Annotated in this window: 19 protein-coding genes; all 19 read right to left on the bottom strand. The window is 49.2% G+C overall.

Features of this window, described 5'->3' with window-relative positions; all coding sequences use genetic code 11:
- Positions 1 to 77: 77 nt before the first annotated feature.
- Positions 78 to 1,208, bottom strand: coding sequence for a flagellar biosynthesis protein FlhB (gene flhB / locus RCH83_RS07080; RefSeq protein ID WP_306520435.1), 1,131 nt, complete (start codon positions 1,206 to 1,208; stop codon positions 78 to 80).
- Positions 1,209 to 1,216: 8 nt separating this feature from the next.
- On the bottom strand, positions 1,217 to 1,990 hold the full coding sequence (gene fliR / locus RCH83_RS07075) for a flagellar biosynthetic protein FliR (RefSeq protein WP_306520433.1): 774 nt from the start codon (positions 1,988 to 1,990) through the stop codon (positions 1,217 to 1,219).
- A 1-nt stretch (position 1,991) separates the two neighbouring features.
- Positions 1,992 to 2,261, bottom strand: coding sequence for a flagellar biosynthesis protein FliQ (fliQ, locus tag RCH83_RS07070; protein WP_306520431.1), 270 nt, complete (start codon positions 2,259 to 2,261; stop codon positions 1,992 to 1,994).
- 1 nt (position 2,262) lies between these two features.
- The gene (gene fliP, locus RCH83_RS07065) at positions 2,263 to 3,006 is read right to left on the bottom strand and encodes a flagellar type III secretion system pore protein FliP (protein ID WP_306520429.1); all 744 of its coding nucleotides are present in this window, start codon (positions 3,004 to 3,006) and stop codon (positions 2,263 to 2,265) included.
- A 9-nt stretch (positions 3,007 to 3,015) separates the two neighbouring features.
- Positions 3,016 to 3,447: a flagellar biosynthetic protein FliO gene (gene fliO / locus RCH83_RS07060; RefSeq protein WP_306520427.1), complete on the bottom strand. Its 432-nt coding sequence runs from the start codon at positions 3,445 to 3,447 to the stop codon at positions 3,016 to 3,018.
- A complete protein-coding gene (gene fliN / locus RCH83_RS07055; protein WP_306520425.1) occupies positions 3,447 to 3,845 on the bottom strand; it encodes a flagellar motor switch protein FliN in 399 nt (132 codons plus the stop codon). Before fliN ends, fliO begins: the two co-directional genes overlap by 1 nt.
- Entirely contained in the window at positions 3,845 to 4,939 is a 1,095-nt protein-coding gene (gene fliM, locus RCH83_RS07050; RefSeq protein ID WP_260657694.1) for a flagellar motor switch protein FliM, read from the bottom strand. The genes fliN and fliM overlap by 1 nt, the downstream gene beginning before the upstream one ends.
- 30 nt (positions 4,940 to 4,969) lie before the next feature.
- Positions 4,970 to 5,503, bottom strand: a complete 534-nt coding sequence (gene fliL / locus RCH83_RS07045) for a flagellar basal body-associated protein FliL (protein WP_306520423.1) — start codon at positions 5,501 to 5,503, stop codon at positions 4,970 to 4,972.
- 95 nt (positions 5,504 to 5,598) lie between these two features.
- Positions 5,599 to 7,563, bottom strand: coding sequence for a flagellar hook-length control protein FliK (locus tag RCH83_RS07040; RefSeq protein WP_306520421.1), 1,965 nt, complete (start codon positions 7,561 to 7,563; stop codon positions 5,599 to 5,601).
- A gap of 168 nt (positions 7,564 to 7,731) precedes the next feature.
- Positions 7,732 to 8,184: a flagellar export protein FliJ gene (gene fliJ / locus RCH83_RS07035; RefSeq protein WP_306520419.1), complete on the bottom strand. Its 453-nt coding sequence runs from the start codon at positions 8,182 to 8,184 to the stop codon at positions 7,732 to 7,734.
- A 2-nt stretch (positions 8,185 to 8,186) separates the two neighbouring features.
- On the bottom strand, positions 8,187 to 9,524 hold the full coding sequence (gene fliI / locus RCH83_RS07030; RefSeq protein WP_306520417.1) for a flagellar protein export ATPase FliI: 1,338 nt from the start codon (positions 9,522 to 9,524) through the stop codon (positions 8,187 to 8,189).
- Between the two features lie 29 nt (positions 9,525 to 9,553).
- Positions 9,554 to 10,438: a flagellar assembly protein FliH gene (gene fliH / locus RCH83_RS07025; RefSeq protein ID WP_306520415.1), complete on the bottom strand. Its 885-nt coding sequence runs from the start codon at positions 10,436 to 10,438 to the stop codon at positions 9,554 to 9,556.
- An 89-nt stretch (positions 10,439 to 10,527) separates the two neighbouring features.
- Positions 10,528 to 11,559 (bottom strand): flagellar motor switch protein FliG, encoded by a 1,032-nt coding sequence (gene fliG / locus RCH83_RS07020; protein ID WP_306520413.1) that lies wholly within the window; start codon positions 11,557 to 11,559, stop codon positions 10,528 to 10,530.
- Complete coding sequence (gene fliF / locus RCH83_RS07015; RefSeq protein WP_306520411.1) at positions 11,552 to 13,270, bottom strand: flagellar basal-body MS-ring/collar protein FliF; 1,719 nt, start codon at positions 13,268 to 13,270, stop codon at positions 11,552 to 11,554. The genes fliG and fliF overlap by 8 nt, the downstream gene beginning before the upstream one ends.
- Before the next feature lie 9 nt (positions 13,271 to 13,279).
- Entirely contained in the window at positions 13,280 to 13,615 is a 336-nt protein-coding gene (gene fliE, locus RCH83_RS07010) for a flagellar hook-basal body complex protein FliE (RefSeq protein ID WP_306520409.1), read from the bottom strand.
- Positions 13,616 to 13,877: 262 nt separating this feature from the next.
- Positions 13,878 to 15,254, bottom strand: a complete 1,377-nt coding sequence (locus tag RCH83_RS07005) for a sigma-54 dependent transcriptional regulator (RefSeq protein WP_306520407.1) — start codon at positions 15,252 to 15,254, stop codon at positions 13,878 to 13,880.
- Positions 15,241 to 16,587, bottom strand: coding sequence for a PAS domain-containing sensor histidine kinase (locus tag RCH83_RS07000; protein ID WP_306520405.1), 1,347 nt, complete (start codon positions 16,585 to 16,587; stop codon positions 15,241 to 15,243). The genes RCH83_RS07005 and RCH83_RS07000 overlap by 14 nt, the downstream gene beginning before the upstream one ends.
- A 118-nt stretch (positions 16,588 to 16,705) precedes the next feature.
- Positions 16,706 to 18,160, bottom strand: coding sequence for a sigma-54-dependent Fis family transcriptional regulator (locus RCH83_RS06995; RefSeq protein WP_306520403.1), 1,455 nt, complete (start codon positions 18,158 to 18,160; stop codon positions 16,706 to 16,708).
- Between the two features lie 122 nt (positions 18,161 to 18,282).
- Positions 18,283 to 19,089, bottom strand: coding sequence for a flagellin (locus tag RCH83_RS06990; protein WP_306520401.1), 807 nt, complete (start codon positions 19,087 to 19,089; stop codon positions 18,283 to 18,285).
- Positions 19,090 to 19,114 lie beyond the last annotated feature (25 nt).

Genomic DNA, 19,114 nt, shown 5'->3' with positions numbered 1-19,114 from the left:
AGCAGGCTTAGGCAAAAACTGTTCCAGTTGCTCTGGTTTTGCAGTGAATACGGAATAACAGATGATAAAACAGCCGTTTAATGGCGGTATCCTTCCGGAATTGGCAAATCTTTTGCCAGTGGTTTTGGTTTTTGGCCTTTACCACGTTTGTATACTTTGAGCTGGAACACATAAGCCAGCACCTGAGCAACGGCAGCAAAGAGTTGATCCGGGATCGGATGATCCAGTTCAGTGGTGAAATAAATGGAACGGGCCAGTGCCGGTGACTGCACTATCGGCACCTTGTTGGCGTCAGCAATCTGACGGATATAAAGCGCAACGTCATCAACACCTTTAGCAACTACAACGGGGGCACGATGTTTACCATGTTCGTATTTAAGCGCCACTGAATAGTGAGTCGGGTTCGTAACGACCACATCGGCTGTTGGCACGGCCTGCATCATACGACGACGTGACATCTGAATTTGCATGCGGCGAATACGGCCTTTAATTTCCGGATTACCTTCAGAGTTTTTAAATTCGTCTTTCACTTCCTGCTTGGTCATCATCATTTGTTTATGATGATTCCAGCTTTGATAAGGGGCATCGACAACAGCAATAATGATCATGCTGGCGCAAAGTCCAAAAAACATCCAGCCCAGCAGATACATAGCGTCCGACATATCGTCGTAATCACTCATCAGTGACAACGCCATAATGTCGTCAAAATAAATATTCAGCAGCATATAAGCAAAACCTGCCACCACCGCCACTTTCAGAATACTTTTTAACAGTTCAACCAAAGATTGCAGACCAAACATGCGTTTTAAACCCGCCATAGGGTTCATTTTGGCGGGTCTGAAACTGGCACCATACCAGGTAAAATTAAAACCACCCAACAAAGTGTTGCCAATAAAAGCAGCAATAACGATGACCACAAACAATTTTAACAAAGGGGGGGCCACTGCAAACAAAGCAGCGCTCATAGCGGTAAACATCGAATTGGGTTCAAACATATCTTTGGCATCCAGCGACAACAAGCGCCGGCACACCTGCAGTGTGGTATTGGCAAGTTCGCTGCCAAAAATCAGAATACCCAGACTAGACCCCATCAGCACAAATGCAGTACCAAGTTCTTTGGAGCGGGCTATGTTGCCTTTTTTCGCCGCATCCTCGAGCTTTTTACTCGTGGGGTCTTCGGTTTTTTCCATATCGGTATCAGCTGCCATCTGTCCTCCTAGCAGCCAATCAGCTTGCAGGTATATTCAATACCATGCTGCCATTGCAGGTTAAAGTGATAAGCAAAGGTGTCCATGGTCAGCCACATGATCAGCAAACCTGAAATCATAGTGACCGGAAAACCAATAGAAAAAATATTTAGCTGAGGGGCTGCGCGCGTCATAATGCCAAAAGCCAGATTCACCAGCAGCATGGCCGTGACAGGCGCCAGCACTATGGCAAGCGATGCCGAAAAAATCCACATGCCAAATTCGGCCACAGTCCAATAATGCGACACATCCCACCAGCCCCCATCAATAGGTAAAGAGGTGAAGCTGAACACCACCATCTGAAACATAATAAGATGGCCGTCGTACACCCAAAATAACAAAGTCGCCAGAATAAGGTAAAACTGACCAATAGAGGGCACACTGACACCACTGGAAGGGTCGATCATCGACGCAAAGGCAAGACCGGTCTGAGTGGCCAGAATTTGACCTGCCTGAATAAAGGTTGTGATAAACATCAAAGAGATAAAGCCAATCGCCATGCCAATAATCATTTGCTGCAACACCTGAATGATGGTGTTAAAGGACATTAAATTCACGTCCGTTGCAGGCGGGATCACCGGCATAATAATCAGCGTAAACATCACCGCCAGGCCCATTTTTATCCGGGTTGGCACAGTTTTAGCGCCCAAACCTGCCATCAATGAAAACATCGCCGCTATCCGGGTCAGCGGCAGCAGAAAATCTGCGATAGCCTGCATCAGCGTTTGCAGCGGAAATTCCATCTCAGCTCACCACTGTCGGAATACTGAGAAACAAACCTGTGGTGTAGTCCATCAAAGTTTGTGTCATCCAGTGACCGCCGTACATCAGCGCCAGCAAAGTCACAATCAGACGGGGCAAAAAACTTAAGGTTTGTTCGTTAATGGACGTTGCCGCCTGAAACACCGCCACCACCAAACCTATCGCCAGCGACGGCAGAATAATGACGCTGACCATCAGAATCACCATATAAAGTGCATCGTTTAGCACATCAACAAATATTTCCGGTGTCATATTAAGTCCCTACCCCATAACTGGTGGCTAAAGTGCCCATCACCAACAACCAGCCATCAACCAATACAAACATCATCAGTTTGAACGGCAGCGCCACTATCATTGGTGACAACATCATCATACCCATGGCCATCAGCACACTGGCAACCACCAGATCGATGATCAAAAACGGGATAAAAATCATAAAACCAATCTGGAAGGCGGTTTTCAGCTCACTGGTAACAAAAGCCGGAATAACGATGGTAATGGGATAATCTTTGTTATTTGCCACCGGCGGATGGCCGGCAATATCGGCAAAGGTTTCCAAATCTTTTATCCTGGTTTGTTGCAGCATAAAGGCTTTCACCGGAATAATTGCGGCATCCAACGCCTGTAATGAAGTGATATTTTCCGCCAGATAAGGTTGCACTGCAGTGTCGTTCACCTGCTTAAACACCGGCGCCATAATAAAAAAGGTCATAAACATGGTGATGCCAATCAACACCTGATTCGACGGGCTTTGCATCAAACCCATGGCCTGACGCAAAATGGCCAGCACAATAATAATACGGGTGAAACAGGTCATCATAATGATCATCGACGGCAGGAAACTCAGCGCCGTCATCATCGCCAGGACCTGCAGCGTTACGCTGTACTCCTGCGACCCATCGGGATTGGTGGTAATTTGCAGCGCCGACATAGCACCATTGTCAGCAAAAGCTGCCGGGCTTAGCAGCACCAGCAGCAGAACAAAACATCTGAACATGACATCAATCTATTTTTTCAGGAACGACTGTAACTGCGTATGAAAGTCTGATGCCAACTTTTCTTCGGGGAGTGGATTTTCTAATTCAAACAGGAAGTTTACGTTGTTTGGCGTGACGCCAATCACCCGTTGTTTTCCTTGTATTTCAATAACTAAGATGCGTTCTCTTGGACCAACACTCAAGGTAGAAACAATACGAAAATGTTTTGCCCCAGGTAACCTGAACTGCATTTTTTTATAGGCAAAAGCCAGCATCAGCACCAGGCCTATCACCAGCGCCAAAGAAATGACGATCTGGCCAACACCGGGTAAATTGGCTGACGCTTTGCTGACTTCTTTGGTTGCTGCAGCTGCTGCCGGTGCCTGCTCTGCCACCTGTGCCAGCAACTGCAAAGGCAATAACGATGCGCCTACAACCAGTGCGGTATAACAACAGCGCATTAGCGTAACTTCTTAATCCGTTCAATCTGACTGATCACGTCAGTTAAACGAATACCAAATTTGTCGTTGACCACAACAACTTCACCGTGGGCAATCAGAGTACCGTTCACCAGCACATCCAAAGGCTCACCGGCCACCCGTTCCAGCTCTACCACTGAACCCTGGTTTAACTGCAGCAGGTTACGGATACTGATTTTGGCGCGGCCCACTTCCATCGAAATGGTGACAGGAATATCTAAAATAGTATCCAGTTTGCGTTTTTCATCAGCCGAAATCGGCGCCCTTTCTTCCTGTAACTCTTCCAGCTCAACCGGCAGAGCACCATCACCTTCTGTCGTGCCTTCGGCTTCGGCTAAAGCCGCAGCCCATTCGTCCATGGTGTCTTTATCGTCAGCCATTACCATCTGTCCTCTGGTTGTTCAGATAAGATCAAATCTGCTTCTAATTCACTGATATCAGCGTCGCTGTCTAAACGGCGACCGCCTTTGGTAAATACATGCATTTCAGATTTAACCGACTCTGGTCGTTTAATTTTTTCAATTATTTTTAATGCCACATTGTCACGGGAGCGACCCATTTTGGCGCGGTATGTTGGCAGATCTTCAATCAACACCGTAATGTGTTCCGGTATTTCCACCGGAATAATATCGCCAGGCTGCATATTCATCACCTGTTCCAGCGTCAGCTCAACATCCATCATTTTGGTACTGAGATTCACCTTCACATCCATAATTTCGTCACGCAGCGCCTTACTCCAGCGCAGGTCAGTGTCTTCTTTGTCACTTTGTACACCGGCATCCAGCAGTTCGCGGATAGGCTCCAGCATTGAATATGGCAAAGCTACGTGGAAATCACCGCCACCACCATCCAGCTCAATATGGAAGGAGCTGATCACCACCACTTCAGTTGGACTGACAATGTTGGCCATCGCCGGGTTAACTTCAGAGTCCAGATATTCAAAAGACACGTCCATCACTGGCGCCCAGGCTTCTTTGTAATCTTCAAAGATGAGCTTTAACAACATCTGAATGATACGGCGTTCGGTTGGGGTAAATTCACGGCCTTCAATTTTGGCGTGATAACGGCCATCACCACCAAAGAAGTTGTCTACCAGAATAAAGACTAACCGCGCTTCCATGGTAATAAGGCCAGTACCTTTCAGTGGACGGAAGCGCACCATATTTAAGCTGGTCGGTACAAACAAGGTGTGCACATATTCACCAAACTTGATCATCTGCACACCGTTGATCGACACTTCGGCGGTGCGGCGCATCATATTAAACAAGCTGATACGCATATGCCGGGCAAAACGCTCGTTCACCATTTCCAGTGTTGGCATCCGGCCACGGACGATACGGTCCTGCGAAGAAAAATCATATTCAAGAGCCGAACGACCACCGGGGCCGGAACCGTCCTCTATTTCTTCTTCTTCGACGTCATCAACACCATGCAATAGCGCGTCAATTTCGTCTTGTGACAGTAAATCAGTCAAGTTGGTTACCCTCTGTCTGCATACTCAGACTTATTGCATTACAAAGCCGGTAAACAGCACTTCTTCCACTATAGGACTACCGGCAACCCCAATCAGCGCTTCCTGCACATCTTTTAGTGCCGCTGCTTTTAAGGTGTCTTTGCCGGCTGCAGTCACCAAATCATCTGCATTGGCTTTACTAAAAGTTCTGAGCATGGTGCTTTCCATTAACGGAATATGCTGTTTGGCAATTTCTTCATTGTTAGTGCCGCGCACCAGCACCTGCACCTTGATCTGTACCAGCCGGTCACGCGCGGCACCCGGCACGTTAAATACAAATGGCCGTGGCATTGACACATAGAGTGCCGTGCCTACTTCACCGGCCGGATCTTTTGCCGCAGCTTCACCTTCAGCAGCCGGCGCTTCTGTAGCTGTTGCAGGTGCAGCGGCAGGTTCATCACCACCACTAAATGCAAAATAGCCACCCACACCAGCCCCAAGTACCACCACTGCCGCGGCAATGATGATCATTTTTTTCTTTTTTGCTCCGCCATCGGCGATTTGCAGATCTTTTTCAGCAGCCATTTGAACTCCGGTTCAGTTGCGGTTTTTTACTATTATTTACCGCTTGTCCTGACAAACGCAATCAACATCGTGCCAGAAGGCTGTTCCACCGCCAGTTAAGCGTAATAATCCACCATCCGGTCCGATACTGCGACTTGTACCTGTTGCATCAGCGCTTCTTCTTCCTGCCCTGCGGCGACCGGCTTATTGTGGCCTGTTGCTGCACTGCGTTCATCTTCGCGGCCCTGTTGTTCACGCTGCTGTTGATGGACCTGACCATCCGTCAGCGCCATACCCTGTTCCTGCAACAGTTCTTTTAATCTTGGCATTTGTTGCTCAAGCGCTTCTTTGGCGGCACTTTGTTGCACCACAAACTGCACCGACAACTGCTCTTGCTGCAGATTTATTTTAATTTGTACTGAGCCAAGCTCTTCAGGGGCCAATCGGATATCTGCACTTTGAATTTTTTGATTGACCTGAAACATCACCCGCTCTTTGAGCTGATTAGCCGCTGTAGGCTCCAGTAATGATAAAGTGGGCAGCGTCTGGATCTGACTATCTGCCTGACGCGCCGCTAAAATCTGGCTGAAGCTGCTTTGGGCATGATGGCCGGATTGTCCACCCGACTGCGAACCTGATTGGTTCAAACCGCTGCTACCCAAAGCTTTTTCAGTGGCACCTAAAGAAACGGCAAGCGCAGGTTGCTCATGTGTCACAAGTCCTGGCTGCGCCACAATCATGTCAGATATTGGGCTGTCGGCTGGCTGCCCCCCCTGCTGTCCCGGTAATTGTTGGTTTTCTGTTTGTTGTTGTTTTTGCTGCTGGGCTAAAGCTGCATTGGCCGATTTTTGAAATTCAGCAAAACTGGGCGCTGCTGTTTTATTGTTATTTTTATTCGGCCCAGACTCCAGCTGAAGAGCCGGCGTCAGCAGAGCTCCTGATAAATCGGCTTGTTCAGCGTTTATCTGAGCTGACTCTGGGGCTGTTGAATCGGACAATCCGCTCACCGCTGGCCGCGCTGCGTGCGCAGCAGCATTGGCATCGTGTTGGGGCAACAACTGTGCTGCGCTGAGCTGGGCTGTTTTGCCGCTGTCCTGTGCTGTTACAGCGGCTTTGCCTTCAACAAGGTCGCCATGCAAACCAGCCTGTTCAGCTGATGCAAGCTGCTGTTTTGTAGCAGCATTTTTATCCTCAGCAGCAACTTGCGACAAAGCCGGTTTATCAGCAGCATCTGTTGTCAGCTTGTCCGTGGAGGTTTTGTCCTGCTGTTGTGGCAATAACTGCGGTAATGCTTCGCTTTGGGCACTGCTGGCTTTATCCGGTGACATGCTGTTGTCTGCAGCATTCAGTTGTCCCCCAGCGAAGGCCTGGCTTGCATCTGCCAGTCCCTGTTGTTTGGTGGCGGCTTGGGTTGCGGCCTGAGTGGCTGAGTCTGATGCTTGTGTGCCGGTGTTATTACCCTGACCTTGTAACAAGGGTTCAATTGGCAACACAGCCTGATCTTCGGTCAGCAATAAAAGGTTGTTGTTAACATCCTTATCTGCATTTAGCGTGGTCAGTGCTGCCAGTTCAGCTGTGCTCAGCTGCACTGCCTGATCTTTTTGCGCCGGCGCAGCACCAAGCTCAGCGGCATAATCACGGGCTTTGCCAATTAACTGAAATAAAGATCCGCTGTCATCAGATGCAAGATGGTTGGTATTTGTGTCTGAGTTTTCATCAATACTTACAGCAGTTTCATCCAGATCTGTTTGTGCGCCGGGTTGCAAAATTGCTGGGCTTTCTATGCTTTTTACACCCGCAACACCCTCTGAGTTTTCTGCACCGGCAGCAAGTTCAGCGTTTTGTGTTGTGCCTTGCACACTATCGCTCAGCATGGCGGCAACTTCCTGCCCTGTTAGCAGTATACTCTGGGTGATCTCTGCCCCCTGCTCCGGCTCTGTGGCTTGTTGCAGTTTTTCTTCAAATACGTCACCAAAACCTTTGTCACCACAGCCACCTTCAGTGCTACGCACCTTGGCCGTTGTTGGTTTTGCTGCATCTAAGTCACTGCTTAACAAAGAAAACTGCATGTCGATACTCATCTGAACTCCCGTTTTCCTGATTTGGTTGCCTATTGCCGCCAGGAGCCTGTGACATCAGGCTGTACCGACAGCGACAAACACCCTGAGCTCAGGCACAGTTGCTGAACTGATATTTGCTGTACAAATTCCTATTCAAAAATCGCGCCAGAGCTTGGCAAGCTTGCTGAATTAACCGGCTTCACTATGCAAATTACGGAAAAACTGCTGGGTGGCAATTTCATCCAGCATTTTTTGTTCTTGTTTTTGTGCTTTGATGGCGATTTTTTCCAGCTCTTTTTCTATCAATAAATCAATGGCTTTGCGTTTACGTTGCATCAAAATCCAGTTTACCCTGCGGGTTTCCGCCACTTTTTTGGCTTGTTGCACCTGCATATTCTGCTGCTCCAGCGCCTGATCCAGTTTGGTAATAAAATTCAGATACTGGTTAAACTGCCGGCTTTGCACACCCTGCATACCGCGCTGTTGGCTCTGGCGGATATAGTCGGTGCGGTAATTGGCCAGGCCGTCATATTTGTCTTGTTGGTTGTTGGCAAACTGCTGCGCCTGAATAAACAGCGCCTGCAATTTGTCTTCTTTTTCGCGTTGTACTTTGGCCAATAACTGTAATTGCGGTAACGCCATGCTCAGACTCCTCTGCCTTGTGGGATCAGCGCCGATAACAGGCTCAGGCTTTCGTCATAAGGCACCACCTCTGTCATGCCCTGCTGCAGGAATTTATTAATTTTTGGCATCAGACTGATGGCCAGATCCAACATTGGATCCGAACCTTTGACATAAGCACCGATGGCAATTAAATCTTTGCTTTGGCTATAACTGGCATACAACTGTTTAATGGCGCGCGCCAGCAACTGATGTTCATTGCTGGTAACAGCCGGCATCACCCTGCTGATAGATTTTTCAATATCGATGGCCGGAAAATGGCCGCTGTCAGCCAGTTGACGGGATAAAACGATGTGACCGTCCAGAATAGCGCGGGCAGCATCAGCTATAGGGTCCTGTAAATCGTCACCTTCCGAAAGTACGGTATAAAAAGCCGTGATAGAACCTTGTCCTTCAGCACCATTGCCAGCCCTCTCCACCAGCGCCGGCAATTTGGCAAACACTGATGGCGGATAACCTTTAGTGGCCGGCGGCTCACCAACAGCCAGCGCAATTTCACGCTGCGCCTGAGCATAACGGGTGACAGAATCGAGCAGCAGCAACACATCCAGACCCTGGTCACGGAAATATTCCGCCACCTGCACCGCTGTTTCACAACCTTTCAGGCGCATCAAAGGTGACACATCAGCAGGAGCTGCCACCACAACGGCTCTTCTGCGGCCTTCATCACCAAGAATTTCATCAATAAATTCTTTCACTTCACGGCCACGTTCCCCCACCAGCCCAACCACTATCACATCAGCAGCGGTACCGCGCGTCATCATGCCGAGTAACACTGATTTACCCACACCAGAACCGGCAAACAAGCCCATGCGCTGGCCTTTGCCAACAGTGATAATACTGTTGATAGCACGCACGCCAACGTCCAGCGGCTGTTTTATCGGACGGCGTTGCAGCGGGTTAATAGGCGCTTTTTTGCCTGTGCTGTATTCATTGGCAAGCACAGGTCCACGGCCATCCAGCGGTTTACCGGCACCGTCAATCACCCGGCCTAACAAAGCCATGCTGAGCGGCACCCCTTTATAATCAACCAAAGGGGTAACCCGGGCGCCAGGCACGACACCTGTCACATCATCTTTGGGCATCAGGAAAATACGATCTTTGGCAAAACCGACCACTTCAGCTTGTAACTGGCCAGCGGCTGTTTCCACTTCGCAGGTTTGACCTATAGCAGCGCTCAGGCCAGTGGCTTCAAGGGTTAAACCAACCACCCGCACCAGGCGGCCGGCCACCACAGCTTTATTGGCTTTAATATATTGTTGTTGTTGCAGCAGGCGCTCTGCCAGACTTGAAGTACTCATGCAAATCCTTGCAGTGGGGGATCACTGCGTCAATCTTCCGCCGGTGCTGACGGGCTTTGTACAGGCTCCTGCAAAAAGTGCTCCAAGCTACTTTGCAATCTTAATTTAAGGCTGCGATCGACTGTAGATTCAGCAGACTCCACCCGGCAATCGCCCGGGTTAAAAGAGGGTTCTGCCCTTAACTGCCATTGCCTTTCCAGCAAATCCTGTTCGCTGTAATGACTGCGTACCACAGCTAAATCGTCCGGATGTAATTTGATGGTGAGTTTTTCTGCCTGATAAGGCAAAGACTCCACCGCCTGGCGCAGGCTTTGTAATATCAGTTGTGGATTGGTTTTGACTTCCACACCTATCACTGCTTCGGCCATAGCCAGACTCAAAGTTAACAGCGCTTGTTCCACTTGTGCATCAACTTTTTCCAGCGGTTTTTGTAACTGTTCAATCAGGTTTTGCAGCTGTGCCAGTTGTTCACGGATCAGACCTTCACCTTCCTGCAAACCTTGTTTTTTGCCTTCGGCCTGGCCTTGTTGTAAGCCATCCTGATAACCCTGCTCCCGGCCTTGTGCATAACCCTGGCTAAAACCTTCTTCTTTACCCTGGGCTGCGCCGTCTTCGTAAGCTGCCTGACGGATTTCATCAATATCTTCAGCCGTCAGCGGTTTGACAGTTAACTCTTCCGGCGCCTTGTGTTGTGGCCGGCCTGGTTCTGGTTTGGTTTTATAAAAAGCATTGGTTTTAAACTGGGTTGCCGGTGATTGCACTGCAGGTTTGACGGGTGCTGACGCAGCATTCTGCTGCACAGTGGCGTCGGTCTGGCCGTCTTGCTGCTCTGGCAGCTGCCACTCTTTCAGAATATCCATCACCCCTTCATCGGGTTTAAATGGGCGGTTTTGCTGGAATAAATTTGTGCTCATGGCAAACAACTCAATCAATACATAAAGCAAAGTATGGTGTCAGGCCCTCGCCATCGCCACTGCGATTTTAACGGCCTGACAGCGGGCTGTTACAGGAAGTCTTCGCCACCACCGCCGCCCAACATAATTTCGCCGGCATCGGCCAGACGACGGGCGGTCGACAGAATTTCTTTTTGCGCCGTTTCCACTTCGCTGACCCGCACCGGACCCATGGCTTCGAGATCGTCTGCCAGCATCTCGGCGGCACGTTTGGACATATTTTTCAGAATTTTCTCTTTTAAATTGTCGTCTGTGCCTTTGAGTGCTTTCATCAGCACATCCTGCTGAACTTCACGCAGGATAGCCTGAATAGCCCTGTCGTCCACTTCCAGCAGGTTTTCGAACACAAACATTAAGTCCTGGATTTGTTGTGCCATTTCTTCGTCGTGCTCGCGGATAGAATCCATCAGCTGGCCTTCGATATTGGTATCGAGGTAGTTCATAATGTCGGCCGCTGCTTTTAAGCCGCCCATTTTTGCGGCCTGAGCACCAGCCTGACCGGCAAACTGTTTCTCCATAATTTCGTTTAATTCTTGTAAGGCCGCAGGTTGTACTTCTTCCAGGTTGGCAATACGCATGGTTAAATCCAGCCGCACTTTTTCCGGGAACTGCGACAAAATCTCCGCCGACTGCTCAGGCTCCAGGTAAGACAATACAATGGTCTGAATTTGCGGGTGTTCGTTGCGGATGATGTTGGCCACCTGCTTGGAATCCATCCATTTCAGTGAATCCAGACCTTTGGCACCACCACCTAAGATGATCTGGTCAATCAGGTTCGAGGCTTTTTCTTCACCCAAAGCCGCTGTTAAAGCACGGCGAATAAAGTCTTCACTCTGGAAGCCAATGGTGCTGAAGTTCTGAATTTGTTCGATAAACAAACGGTGCACCGCAGAAATTTTGGCCTGGTTCAGATCTTCAATCTGCGCCATCGCCATACCCACTTTTTGCACTTGTTTGGGTTCGAGATGTTTTAAGATCTGCGCTGCGTCTTCTTCCGATAAACTCAGCAGCAGGATGGCGGCTTTTTCCACGCCATCTAATTTGCCGACATCAAAGGCCGGTTTGTTCTCTACATTACTCATCTTCAGCCAACCAATTTTTCACGACCAGTGAGGACAGTTCTGGTTCGTTCGCCACCAGCGCACGCACCGCCTTTAATAAGTCTTCATCACCATGCAGGTCCGGTAACATCAGGGTGCCGTCCGGCGCAAAACCTACCGACTTGACGTCAAACTCTTTGCTCAGCATGTCGATGGTATCATCACCCAAATCCAGACCGCGTGACAGTGAATGTTCGTCATAAGACTCTGAGGTGTCTTCAGGGTAAATCAGTTTTTTCAGCATTGGCCGCACTATCGCCATAATCAGCACAATAATCACCAGCGCCCCCAGGCCTAAACGCACCACGCGCATAAACCATTCCTGCTCGTAAATAGGCACTTCAGTCGCAGCGGCCACAGTTTCACGGGTGAAAGGCACAGACACCACTTCAATAGTGTCGCCGCGTTGTACGTCAAAACCAATACCACCCTGTAACAAACGGCGGATATTCTGAATTTCGGCCTGAGTACGGGGTTCAGCTTTGGCAGCTTCTTCACCTGCCGCCGGTGTCATTTTATAGTCGACAGCCACTGACACACTTAAGCGTTTAATCACACCCGATTGTTGGGTGGAGTGGCTGATGGTGGTATCCAGCTCGTAATTACGGGTTTGTTCTTTGCTGTTACGGCCAGGCACAACAGGGTTACTGCCATCAGCAGCTTTTTCCGGGATATTGGAATCCAGCGGTGGCTGATTCGACAACGCGCCCGGAATACCCATAGAACCGCCGCCAACACTGTTTTCTTCAATGGTCATTTCACTGCGAACAGCAGGCAAATCAGGGTTAAAACGTTTTTGTGTTTGTTCAGTGGTGGTGAAATCCATCTGTAAATCAACCTGGGCGGTGTAGTTATCAATACCAAGCACCGGGATCAGGATGGAGTCAATTTTCTGGCGGTATTCTTCTTCACGTTTTTGCTCTACTTCATATTCACGGCGGGAACGGGCTGAGCTGGCATCCTGCGAACCACTGTTCAGCAAACGGCCGTTTTGATCTGTCACTGTCACCTTGGCAGGTTCCAGCCCTTGTACTGCAGAAGCCACTAAATCAACAATGGCATCCACTTCACTGTCTTTAATGGTTTTGCCGCCACGGGCTGTGATCATCACTGTTGCCGAAGGTTGTTTTTCAGTGCGGGCAAAAATGTTTTCTTTAGGAATAGCCAATAATACTCTTGCGCGTGACACACTCTGGAACTCTTCAATGGTTCTGGCCAGTTGCTGTTCACGACTATGTTTTAATCTTTCCATTTCCAGACGCTGACTGACACCAAAACCACTGTCTTGCATCAGGATTTCTTCACCTGAACTGGCGTCTTTTTGCAAACCGGCACGGCTTAAGCCCAAACGGATATCCTGATATTTATCACCAGGAATTGAAATGACATTGCCTTCAAGTTTGTATTCAATTTTTTGTGCATCCAGATAATCCAGATGCTGAATCAGTTCAGAAGTTTCAAAGGTGCCCAGTGGCCGCATTTCAGGTTCGCGCGCCCACAAAATAATTAAAATGGCAATGGCAATACAAATGGTCAGCGCGACAATCAAGGTCATCTGCCGCACTATATCCATACCACCCATAGAGCCTAAAAAACCCGACTTTTGCTCTTGCTGGGTATTATCGTCCGGCTGGGCACCAAAGTCGTTGCTGCTTAAAGTGAGTTCTGTTGAAGTCGATTCAGCCACAGTCATGTCCTCCCATTACACCGGCATTGCCATGATTTCTTTATAAGCTTCCACCAGCTTATTGCGCACCTGCACCGTCGCTTCAAAAGCAACAGAAGCTTTTTGCCCGGCAATCATGGCCTCTGCCAGCGATATTTTTGGATCGCCCATCTCAACAGCAGTCGCCATGGTATTGGAGGTTTTTTGTAAAGAATTGACGTTATCAAGCGCCTGTTTAAACAAGTCGCCAAACTCAGACTGACTGGTATTGTTCAGCTGTATATCGCGGGGTTGAATGTCGTTGGATAAACTGCGGGCCTGCTGCGCGTAAGCCTGCATTTCCTGAAATAAAGCGGCGCCTTTGATATCCATGATTAATTACCTGTTACAACAGCCTGAAGCCGGAATAACAGTATTAAGCACAAGGCGTGCCACAATTTAGTTGCTATTTATCAATTGGTTACATCAATTCATTCGATGTCAAAATGCTGACACCATGGAGAAACGCTGGAAAGACAAACAAAAAATGAAGGCGCTTTTTCTTTTTGCTGGGCAATGTTGTGTTGCTGTTGTGTTTCAGCAGCAACAGAATGCCGGAGCTGATGCTCCGGCATTCTTATCCTGAGTATTTTGTTCAGGCCGGTAACTGAATACCTGACTCACGCATCCGCGCCAGTTTGTACCTTAAAGTACGGGCACTGATGCCAAGTTTTTCCGCCACTTCTTTGCGTCTGTTAGCACAGGCTTTCATCGTTTCCAGAATAATACGATGTTCCTGCTCGTACACTTCTGATTTAAAAAGGCTTAAATCCGGATCCAACAGCGCGGCTTGTGTTGCCTGCGCTGCCTGTGTTGCTGAAGGTTCCTGAAATTGCTGACTAAATTCAGTGCTTTCCAACAGAATATCGTCGGCGGTGATCTCGCTGCCGCTGTGCACTATCAAAGCCCTTTGCATCACATTATCAAGCTCACGCACATTGCCGGGCCAGCTGTGTTGCAACAACTTACGCTGTGCCGTTGGTGTTAACTCAGGGGTGGCAGTGCCGTTTTGCTGACAATGCCGTTCCAGCAAATGACGGCAAAGTGGCAAAATATCTTCCGGCCTGTCGGCAAGCGCCGACCAGGTCAGCGGGAATACATTGAGCCGGTAAAACAAATCTTCGCGAAACAAACCTTGTGCCACGGCCTGGCGTAAATCGCGGTTACTGGTGGCTATCACCCGCACATCCAGCTTAATGGTTTTGCGTGAACCTAAACGTTCTACTTCACGCTCCTGCAATACCCGCAGCAACTTGGCTTGCAGGTTTAAATCCATTTCGCTGATTTCATCCAGCAAAATTGTGCCTTGTTGTGCCTGCTCAAACTTGCCCGGGCAAGCGGCAATAGCGCCGGTAAAGGCCCCTTTTTCGTAACCAAACAAAGTAGATTCCAGCATATTTTCCGGAATAGCAGCGCAGTTAATCGCAATAAAAGGCCCGTCGTGCCGTGGCGACTGCTGGTGAATATAACGCGCCAGCACTTCTTTGCCTGAGCCGCTTGGGCCAAGCACCATCACGCTGGCGTCAGAGCGCGCCACTTTGGCAGCCAGTTTGACCAGCTGCTGACTGACAGGCGCTGCCACTATCGGCTCAAAAGCCGGGGTTTCGTCAGGCTGAACATAACGGCCCACCATATTCACCAGCACTTCAGGTGAAAAAGGTTTAGCCAGATAATCGACAGCACCTAACCGGATAGCCTGCACGGCATCATTGACAGTGGCATAAGCCGTCATCATCAGCACCGGCAAACTGGGGTAATTCAGTTTGACTGATTTAAGTAAATCCAGCCCCGACATGCCCTGCATCTGCACGTCGCTCACCACCAGGCGGATCTTATGTTGTTTTAACAGCTGCATCGCCTGCTCGGCGCTGTCGGCTGCTATCACCTGATATTGCGCCAGCTGCAGCGTGTCACAGAGCGCTTCGCGTAAACCGGCGTCGTCTTCGACCACCAGAATTTTAGTGTGTTGCATCAGAGAGCTCCTCGCTTTGGCCTGGTTGTTTCATATCTGTTGTAAACAACAGCGGCAAAATCATTTCAAATCGGGCACCACCTGCTTTGCCGTCGACACAACGTACAGAGCCGTGGTGTGAATGGGCAACAGCCTGCACCACAGCAAGGCCTAAGCCTGTGCCACTGGAGCGGGTGGTAAAAAAGGGTTCAAAAATTTGTTGTTGCAGCGCTTTAGGCACGCCCGGGCCTGAGTCTTCCACTGCCAGCACCAGATACTGGCCGTCTTTGGCCGGCAGCGCAGACAACTCAATACGGGCGCCTGGTCCTGCATGTTGCAATGCATTCTGAATTAAATTGCCAAGGGCGCCACAAAGGGCTGAGTGATTGCCAAGCACAGTCAAATCGGGCTCTGGTAATTCCAGAACTATACTGCCCTGCTCTTGCTGCACTAAGGTTTCCACTGAATTGTGTACTTCATTGAGCAGCTGTTGCATCGACAAAGGCGCCACCTGCTGTTCGCGGCCAGAGCGGGCAAATAACAATAAATCATTCACTTGCTGCTCTAAATCCTGCAAGCGGTTCAGTAGTTTTTGCTGAAACTGCACTCTGGCCTCTGGCGCCAGTTTTTGGCTATTGAGGTTTTGTGCATATAACATGGCGCTTGATAACGGGGTGCGGATCTGATGGGCCAAAGACGCCATCATTTTGCCAAGACCTGATAAACGTTGCAGGTGGGCAATACGACTTTGTAACTGCCTGGTTTCGGTGAGATCTGTCAGAACTATTAACTGTCCTGCGCCGCCTTCCAGCGCACTGATCGCCAGCTGCACCCGACGGCCATCATGCAGCGACACTTCCAGACCATCGTCACTGCGTGGGCGGAAACTGCGGGTGATCACATCCAGCCAGCGTTGCCAAATTAAAGGTTCGCCCAGCATATCAATAGCCACCGGATTGGCATGTTGTACATAACCACGGCTGTCCAGCACTACAACGCCGGTAGGCAGCGCCTGCAGAATATGTTGTAAGCGCTTGAGTTCAGCCTGCTCAGCCTGCACCTTCGCCTGTTGTGGCGAAAAATCGGCAAACAAGGCTGTTGCCGCTGCTGATACAAGTTCGGTTTGGTAAAAAGGACGGGGAAACAAAGCAGTGACTGTTGGGTGCACAATGTCCGGTACCGCATCAGCTGCCGTAGCAACAATGCCGTTTTGTGCAATAGAGCCTGCATTAAACAAAGTTTTGGCCCTAGCCACTTCGGCAGGACCTGTAGCCGCCAGCTCAAACAGCGGCTGATAGGCGCCGGTGCAGCCTAAATCATTGCTGACCAGCGCAACAGTGGCGATGCTTTGCATACAAATCCCCGTCAGTTAAAAATACTAACGGAGATAAGCACAAAGTGTGCCACCAAAAATAACAATTCAAATCAATTGGTTAGATTGAATTTTTTCAGCCAATATTTTGACAACACTGTTACTCTTCGGTATTCAGTTCGTCGCGGACCAGATTATATTTACGCATTTTTTCCACTAAAGTGGTGCGGCGTAAACATAAAATATCGGCAGCTCTGGCCACCACATATTCGTGTCTTTCCAGCGCCTGACTTATCAGAGAAATTTCCAGATCGGCCAAAAACTGTTTTAAATCCAAACCTTCATCCGGCAATAAATCCATTGAAGCCTGCGCCAAACCAAACTCCGCTGTATGGTCTTCATCATCCTGTTCAAACTGAAACAGCTCGTTGATGGCGTCTCTTTCCTGCAAGGCTTCCGGGTAATGCGGCACATAAGTTTCCACATCCAGATGCCGGTATTTTTGTGGCAATTCAGCCACATCAATGACCTGCTGCGGATACATAATACTCAGGCGCTCCACCAGATTGGCCAGTTCACGCACATTGCCCGGCCAGGCATGGAGTTTCAGGCTGGCCACTGCCCTTTCGGTAAATTTAATAGCGGCCTGACCTTGCTGCTCTAATCTTTGTTGTAATTCCTGCAACAACAAAGGCAAATCTTCGGCCCGCTCTTTTAAAGCCGGCGTGTCAATAGGAAACACATTCAACCGGTAGAACAAATCTTCACGAAACCGGCCGTCCGCTATCATATCCTCGAGCTGGCGGTGAGTGGCGGCAATAATACGTACATCGGCTTTAATAGGCTGACTGCCACCAACCCGCTCGTAAGTGCGCTCCTGCAACACCCGCAGTAATTTCACCTGCATCGGCAAGGGCATATCACCAATTTCATCTAAAAACAGCGTGCCGCCCTGCGCCAGTTCAAAACGGCCTTTGCGGGTGGAAATAGCGCCGGTAAAAGCGCCTTTTTCATGGCCAAACAATTCACTTTCTAAAAGCTCTGCCGGTATAGCACCACAGTTAATAGGCACAAAAGGGCCGTCACTGCGATGGGACAACACATGAATATTACGGGCTACCACTTCTTTACCTGTACCGGATTCACCTAATATCAACACGTTAGCGTCGGTTCTTGCGACTTGCTGTATTAAAAAACGCACCTGCTGCATCTGCGAAGAAGCACCCACCATACCGACAAAACGCGCCTGCACTTCATGCTGGCGCTGACCCGGCAATAATCTGTGGTATTCCTGACAATCACGCAGATGTTGGGTCAGGGAAGCATAAGCAAAAGGTTCGGTCAGCAGGCCGACGACATTGGCATGTTTCAGCAGAGATTTAAGGGTTTCACCCAACAATAAAAAAGCAGCTTGCGGATGCTGCTCTATCAACTGTTCGTGTTGTTGATTGGTTAAAGCCCCCAGCAACACCACGGCTTTTGCATCCTGAGCAAGCGCTTGTTGCAGTTCAGATTCGCTGACCAGCTGATGCGGCTCAGCAACAAATGTCAGAATAATACTCAGACGCTGGGCACGTTGTTCCTGCTGATCAAGGATATAAAGCTTCGGGGTCATGGCGCTGCACTGCTCTTTGCTTTTTTTTCATTCTTGCAAAGGCCATGCATGCTTGCAAGGTAAAACGCTAATTTTTTGACACTGGTGTCAAAAAATTAGCGTTTGTGCATTAGAAAAAACAATTATGCTAATAATTTCAACGACTGCTCTGCTGAAATCCGGCCTTGTATCGTCACAGCAACTGCAGCTTGTTCACGAATTCCGACGGCAACTTGTTGTGAAACCGCACTGGCATAATCCAAATCTTCAATTCTGCTGCGGCTAGCTGCCACATTTTCATTCTGGTTGGCTAAACCCCGGGCTGCAGATGCAAAGGTATTGATACCTGCGCCTAAATCGGCGCGGGCAGAGTTCACCTCTTTACTGACTCCCCGAATCGCAGTCTGCGCCGCGCTACGTCCAGCTTCTGTATTAAAATCAATAGCATCCAGCCCATTGCTACTGACAACATTGTCAAGACCCGGCGTGCTCAGGTTCAGCAGATTGTCGCCATTACTAAAAGCAATTTGTTTATTTTGAGCAAACAGTTTTACACCACCAAAGCTGGTATCACTGATTTGTTGTTGCATCGATTTGCTGATTTGTGCAGCTTGTTCAGCAATAGCTGCACGATCTGCACTGCTAAGCGCACCGTTTCCTGCCTGCACTGTCAGCGTCTCAAGCTCAGCTAAACCTTCACTAACACCCGCCAGCGCCTGATCAGCGACATTGGCCAGCGACATGCCGTCATACAAATTACGCATGCCCTGACTGGTACTGTTGGCCTCTGCCGTCAGCCGGTCGATCATTTGTAAACCTGCAGCATCATCTGCTGCACTATTGACTCTTTTGGCACTGGCCAGCTGTTTTAACAGATTGGTGGATTGCAGATTGCTCTGTTGCAGATTATTTTGCCGGATTTGCTCAGCCGGATTGGTGTTGATTTTCAAAGCCCAGCTCCTTTATTTCAGTGAT

Source organism: Rheinheimera sp. (genome assembly GCF_030824435.1).
Classification (GTDB): Bacteria; Pseudomonadota; Gammaproteobacteria; order Enterobacterales; family Alteromonadaceae; genus Pararheinheimera.
The sequence above is the reverse complement of the archived record's forward strand: the minus strand, read 5'-3'. Positions and strand labels throughout refer to the sequence as shown.

Coding starts and splice junctions, on each gene's coding strand:
- RCH83_RS07000 (WP_306520405.1), bottom strand. CDS start 16,587: ATGCAAAGCATCGCCACTGTTGCGCTGGTCAGCAATGATTTAGGCTGC.
- RCH83_RS07005 (WP_306520407.1), bottom strand. CDS start 15,254: ATGCAACACACTAAAATTCTGGTGGTCGAAGACGACGCCGGTTTACGC.
- fliI (WP_306520417.1), bottom strand. CDS start 9,524: ATGAGTACTTCAAGTCTGGCAGAGCGCCTGCTGCAACAACAACAATAT.
- fliO (WP_306520427.1), bottom strand. CDS start 3,447: ATGCGCTGTTGTTATACCGCACTGGTTGTAGGCGCATCGTTATTGCCT.
- fliJ (WP_306520419.1), bottom strand. CDS start 8,184: ATGGCGTTACCGCAATTACAGTTATTGGCCAAAGTACAACGCGAAAAA.
- fliQ (WP_306520431.1), bottom strand. CDS start 2,261: ATGACACCGGAAATATTTGTTGATGTGCTAAACGATGCACTTTATATG.
- fliR (WP_306520433.1), bottom strand. CDS start 1,990: ATGGAATTTCCGCTGCAAACGCTGATGCAGGCTATCGCAGATTTTCTG.
- fliH (WP_306520415.1), bottom strand. CDS start 10,438: ATGAGCACAAATTTATTCCAGCAAAACCGCCCATTTAAACCCGATGAA.
- fliG (WP_306520413.1), bottom strand. CDS start 11,559: ATGAGTAATGTAGAGAACAAACCGGCCTTTGATGTCGGCAAATTAGAT.
- fliN (WP_306520425.1), bottom strand. CDS start 3,845: ATGGCTGACGATAAAGACACCATGGACGAATGGGCTGCGGCTTTAGCC.
- fliF (WP_306520411.1), bottom strand. CDS start 13,270: ATGACTGTGGCTGAATCGACTTCAACAGAACTCACTTTAAGCAGCAAC.
- RCH83_RS07040 (WP_306520421.1), bottom strand. CDS start 7,563: ATGAGTATCGACATGCAGTTTTCTTTGTTAAGCAGTGACTTAGATGCA.
- fliP (WP_306520429.1), bottom strand. CDS start 3,006: ATGTTCAGATGTTTTGTTCTGCTGCTGGTGCTGCTAAGCCCGGCAGCT.
- flhB (WP_306520435.1), bottom strand. CDS start 1,208: ATGGCAGCTGATACCGATATGGAAAAAACCGAAGACCCCACGAGTAAA.
- fliL (WP_306520423.1), bottom strand. CDS start 5,503: ATGGCTGCTGAAAAAGATCTGCAAATCGCCGATGGCGGAGCAAAAAAG.
- fliE (WP_306520409.1), bottom strand. CDS start 13,615: ATGGATATCAAAGGCGCCGCTTTATTTCAGGAAATGCAGGCTTACGCG.
- RCH83_RS06995 (WP_306520403.1), bottom strand. CDS start 18,160: ATGACCCCGAAGCTTTATATCCTTGATCAGCAGGAACAACGTGCCCAG.